Below are 5,443 nucleotides of genomic sequence, written 5' to 3' on the forward strand. Positions count from 1 at the left end.
CTTCACGTTCGACAACGTCGTACCCCCGGTGCCGCCAAGCGAGACCTTCCCCTTGCTCTCGTCGTCGTACGTCACGGCCGACAAGGCCGCGCCGTCTTCGCCGATCAGACCTGACGATTTCAGTTGGGATACGTTGACTGCGTCCATGTCGGCCGTGCCGGCTTTCACGTTGCCCAGCGTCGTGCCGGTCTTGCCGCCCTTCAGCGACGCCTTGCCCTTGGTCGCGTCGTCATAGACGACAGCCAACGACTCGCCCGTCGTCGGATCGATCACGCCGCCGTCCTTCAGGGAATCCTTCAGGTCGCCAATGTCCTTGTTCGTCGCGAACAACTGCGAGCCCACTACGGCTTCCGTGCTTTTTTCCGTCAGCGCGCCGGCCTTCACGTTCGACAACGTCGTGCCCGATGCACCGCCACCCAATGTGACCTTGCCCTTGCTGCTATCGTCATACGTCACCGCCGACAAGGCAGCGCCGTCGTCGCCGATCAGGCCAGCACCCTTCAGCTGCGACACGTTCACCGCGTCCTTGTCATCGACACCTGCGTTCACGTTCTTCAGCGTCGTGCCCGCACTACCCTTCAGCGAAACCTTGCTCTTGGTCGCGTCGTCATAGACGACGGCCAACGACTCGCCCGTCGTCGGATCGATCACGCCGCCGTCCTTCAGGGAATCCTTCAGATCGCCAATGTCCTTGTTCGTCGCGAACAGCTGCGAACCCACCACGGCTTCCGTGCTTTTTTCCGTCAGCGCGCCGGCCTTCACGTTCGACAACGTCGTGCCCGATGCACCGCCGCCAAATGTGACCTTGCCCTTGCTGCTATCGTCATACGTCACCGCCGACAAAGCAGCGCCATCGTCGCCGATCAAGCCGGTCGACTTCAGTTGGCCCATGTTGACTGCGTCCATGTCGGCCTTGCCGGCCTTCACGTTCGACAGCGTCGTGCCGGCCGCACCGCCGCCCAGAGTCACCTTGTCCTTTTTGTCGCTGTCGTACGTCACGGCAACCGAAACCTTGCCGTCATCGCCGACCAAGCCGCTGTCCTTCAAATTTTTGTTCGTCGCGAACAATTGAGCACCGTTGACGGCTTCCGTGCTTTTTTCCGTCAGCGCGCCAGCCTTCACGTTCGACAATGTCGTGCCCGATGCGCCGCCACCCAACGTGACCTTGCCCTTGCTGCTATCGTCATACGTCACCGCCGACAAGGCAGCGCCATCGTCGCCGATCAAGCCGGTCGACTTCAGTTGGCCCATGTTGACTGCGTCCATGTCGGCCTTGCCGGCCTTCACGTTCGACAGCGTCGTGCCGGCCGCACCGCCGCCCAGAGTCACCTTGTCTTTTTTGTCGCTATCGTACGTCACGGCAACCGAAACCTTGCCGTCATCGCCGACCAAGCCGCTATCCGTCAATTTCTTGTTCGTGGCGAACAATTGAGCACCGTTGACTGCGTCCGTGCTCGTTTCCGTCAGCGCGCCGGCCTTCACATTCTTCAGCGCGACCGGTTGTTGCGCGGCAGCACCGCCCAGCGTGACCGAATCCTTCGCTTTCGAGTCGTACTGGACACTTCCTTCGCCGCCCTGCGATGCCGCGGCGACCAAGGCGTCGCCAACGTTCGAATAATCCGTGCCGCCGATCGTGTACTTCGGCGCCTTGATGTTGCCGTCCTTATCGATATCCGCGCCGCCGCCGAAGACCTTCGTCACGTCCTGCAACTGCTCGACGTTCACCGCGTCGGTCGCGCCGGAACCACGTGCGACGTTGATGATCTGGCGCTCCATACCTTCCGCGCCGATCGATACCGCCATATCCCGGTCTGCGACGGAATAGGCACCGATCGCGATGCTCTCGTCCGCCGTTGCCGACGCCTCGGAGCCGATCGCCATCGAATCGTCTCCCGAGGCGGCGGCCATGCTGCCGATCGCGGTGGCATTGGACCCCGAAGCGTTTGCCGTGGGGCCGATTGCGAGCGCACCGCTGGCACTCGCGACGGCTGCACCACCCAGTGCATAGGATCGAATGCCACTCGCCCTCGCCGCATTGCCCAATGCGAGCGAGGATTTTCCGTCCGCCTTCGCACCCGAACCGAGGGCAACCGCGCCGACGTCGCCCATCGCGCTTGCCCCGGCGCCAAGCGCGACACCGTCGCCTGCCGCCTTCGTGCCGCCGCCGATCGCTATTGCGCCGCCCAGCCCGCTCGCCGCGGCGCTCGCGCGCGCGTTGCTGCCGATCGCAATCGACTGTTCGCCCTCGGCCAATGCCTTGCTGCCGACCGCGATGGATTTTGCCCCCGTGGCAGACGCAATATCGTTGCCGCTCGGATCCGCATCGATCTTCACGTACTTGCTGTTGTCGGTCGCCAGCGCGCGCGTAGAAGGCAGTTCGTGCTGATCGGGGACCGCATCGCCCTTCGCATCCTCGAGTGCGCGCTCGGTTTCCTGTGACGTATCGTCGGTCGCGTCGTTCGGCATGGCAAAGGCGGAACCCATCGACGCAGCGACGAGCGCAGCAGCCACGGCTACCCGCTTTTTGGCGGACGTGGTGGACTTGCTACGCCCGCGCGCTGTTTCCGGTACCGCGCACCAAACACTGGTGGATACGTTCCATACAACTCGATACGTCTTGTTCATGCGAAAACTCCCCTTCTAGTAAGCCTATTTCGCCAATTCGCCGGAAGTCAGCTCCGGCAACGAGCAAATGGAAATGCGATTGGATTGTCGACGCGACAACGTATGCCAAAATGGCATCACATGCGCCTGTAGGATGAGAGCAGCCCGATCGTCAAATAATTGACCCAACAGCTTTGATATACCTGCGGCACATCAAGCGAATCGAAGAAGCAACGGCAGCGATGCATGACATGCGCAACCGGGAAGGCCAAGAAACCGTCGCGACGGTTCAACGATGATAACGACTGAGGCTTTGCGCATCGGCCGCCGATATGGAATCGCGAATGACACGGGAGCACACGGCTCTGAAAAGCATACAGCGAAAAAACCAACGTTACGAAGAGTGGCCGTACACCCCTGGAGAGACAGGCTCTGAGATACCGCCATCTACTTAGGACATGCCGAAAATCGATCGACCCAAGAAAAATAAAAGAAAACAGATTGTTCTTAAATCAATGAAAGATGACGAATCTACCCATATCCCGAAACATATGGAGTCAGAGTATAGGGATGTGAAAACAGACCGGCTATAAGATTCATCTCAATTTATTGGGATAGATTTGATTAAAGCCAAAAATATGGATAGCCTCGCCCACCAAACCCAATAAAAATCAGCTTCCTTGCGCTCCCCCAAAAAACCGTCGGGAATAATGAGTAGCCAAAAATCCGGGCCACCGGGATGCGGGCCGACCGTCGGCACAACGGATTCCTCACCTTTTCATGCCACCATTGCGGCAGAATCACGATGATTTCGGTCAAAACGCCGCATCCGCTGTACCATCCGGGCTCGATCCGCACGACCCTGCTTTATCCGCCATGCCAGCCACTCCGCAGCCGCGCACCTACGCCATGCCCGAGCGCAGCGACCGCCTCGATTTCTATATCCGCGACCAGACCACGCGGCAGGCGATCACCGAGCCGCACCGGCATGCGTACTTTCAGATCCAGTTCAACCTGGGCGGCGATACCGAGCAACGCATCGGCGGCGTCACGCGGCCGTTTCCGCGCGGCGCGCTCGCGTTCATCCTGCCGTTTCGCGAACACCTGATTCCCCATCCGCCGGGCGCGCATTTCATCGTCATCAACTTCTCGCAGCCGTTCCTGCGCACCGATCTCGACGTCGATCCGCTCGATCTCGACGACGTGCCGGTGCAGCGCGTGCCCGAGCTCGCGCCGTTCCGCTTCCAGGAGCGGCTCGATTACATCCTGACCGGCGATGCGTTCGACGATGCGCGCCGGATCGCCCAGCGCATGCTCGACGCCAACCGCGAGCGCACGTTCGGCTCGGTCACGCTGCTGCGCGGCCATCTGCTCCAGTTGATCGGGCTGGTCAGCACCCAATATGCCGGCGCGCTCGATCGGCTCGCGCACAGCCACGGCGCACAAAAGGCCGGCCGCCGCGATGCGCTGGCGCGTGTCATGCGCCACATTCGGGCGAACCTGACGAGCGGCGAGCTGACGCTGACGAACACGGCCGAAGCCGCGTTCCTGTCGCCGAACTACCTCGCGCACCTGCTGCGCAAGGAAACCGGCAACACGTTCACCGAACTCGTGACGGAACGCCGGATCGCCCTTGCGCAGTCGCTGCTCGCCCACACCACGCGGCGCATCGCCGATATCGCGCACGATGTCGGATTCCGCGACGAAGGATACTTTTCGCGGCGGTTCCGGGCCTGCGTCGGCATGTCACCGAAGGAATACCGGGAGGCCAACGGCGAGGAGGGAAAACCGCTGCAGACTGCCACTGCCTTGCCGGAAGCCGTCAAGGCGCCGAAGCCGGACTGAACGGCATCGGCCGGACGGTCGATTGGCGAACAGAAACCCGGGCAGCGTAATTTTGTCCAGAATGTCGACAACTGCGTCGCATCGCGGTACGGGCGCGCTTGTTATCGTTGACCCATGCCGCATTCACGCGGCTTCCCTCGACCCTTCAAGCCAACGAGTTCCGCCATGACCGATCGTTCCGCAGATTTCGTCGTCCCGCTCCCGGTGCCCGCCAGCGTCGCCGTCGCCGGCTCCACCGCCCGCTTCCCGCTGCGCCGCGTGTTTTGCGTCGGCCGCAACTATGCCGAGCACGCCCGCGAAATGGGGGCCGATCCGACCCGCGAGCCGCCGTTCTTCTTCGCCAAGCCCGCCGACGCCGTGATCCCGGCCGAAGGCACGGTGCCCTATCCGACGCTGACTTCGGACCTGCATCATGAAATCGAACTGGTGATCGCGGTCGGCAAGGGCGGCAGCCATATCGCCGCGGCGCAGGCGCTCGGCCATATCTGGGGCTACGGCGTGGGCGTCGACCTGACGCGCCGCGATCTGCAGGCCGAAGCCAAGAAGCTTGGCCGGCCGTGGGATTGGGCGAAGGGTTTCGATGCGTCCGGCCCGGTCTCGCCGCTGTACGCCGCCGCCGACATCGGTCACCCGCAAACCGGCCGCATCTGGCTGGCCGTGAACGGTGAAACGCGCCAGCAAGGCGATCTCGCCGACCTGATCTGGCCGATCGCCGACATCATTGCCTATGTGTCACAGGCGATCGAGCTGCAGCCGGGCGACCTGATCTTCACCGGCACGCCGGCCGGCGTGGGCGCGCTTCAGCCGGGCGACCGCGTGTCGGGCGGCGTGGATGGCGTGGCCACGTTCGAATTCACGATCGGCGCGAAACCCCAGGCCACCGCCTGAGCGCCCCTCGTCCCGGCTCTCCGCCGGGACAGCCGCGCGCAGTCCATCGCTCTGCGCGCGGCCGCGATGCCTCGAAGCACTCGCCACCAGCCCGCTCGCCGCGCGG

3 protein-coding genes are annotated in these 5,443 nt (G+C 62.8%); 2 read left to right on the forward strand and 1 reads right to left on the reverse strand.

Annotated elements, in window-relative coordinates; translation table 11 throughout:
- The coding region (locus ACYP33_RS31935) for an ESPR-type extended signal peptide-containing protein (protein ID WP_459625189.1) at positions 1-2,625 on the reverse strand (2,625 nt) is incomplete at its 3' end.
- Positions 2,626-3,480: 855 nt separating this feature from the next.
- Here ACYP33_RS31935 and ACYP33_RS31940 point away from each other — a divergent pair.
- A complete protein-coding gene (locus ACYP33_RS31940) occupies positions 3,481-4,449 on the forward strand; it encodes a helix-turn-helix transcriptional regulator (protein ID WP_459625190.1) in 969 nt (322 codons plus the stop codon).
- Between the two features lie 165 nt (positions 4,450-4,614).
- Positions 4,615-5,337: a fumarylacetoacetate hydrolase family protein gene (locus ACYP33_RS31945; RefSeq protein ID WP_414447501.1), complete on the forward strand. Its 723-nt coding sequence runs from the start codon at positions 4,615-4,617 to the stop codon at positions 5,335-5,337.
- Positions 5,338-5,443 lie beyond the last annotated feature (106 nt).

This window comes from Burkholderia sp. 3C (genome assembly GCF_054589155.1).

Bases quoted from the DNA above. Each gene is read 5' to 3' on its own strand.
- ACYP33_RS31945 (WP_414447501.1), top strand. From the start codon at position 4,615: ATGACCGATCGTTCCGCAGATTTCGTCGTCCCGCTCCCGGTGCCCGCC.
- ACYP33_RS31940 (WP_459625190.1), top strand. From the start codon at position 3,481: ATGCCAGCCACTCCGCAGCCGCGCACCTACGCCATGCCCGAGCGCAGC.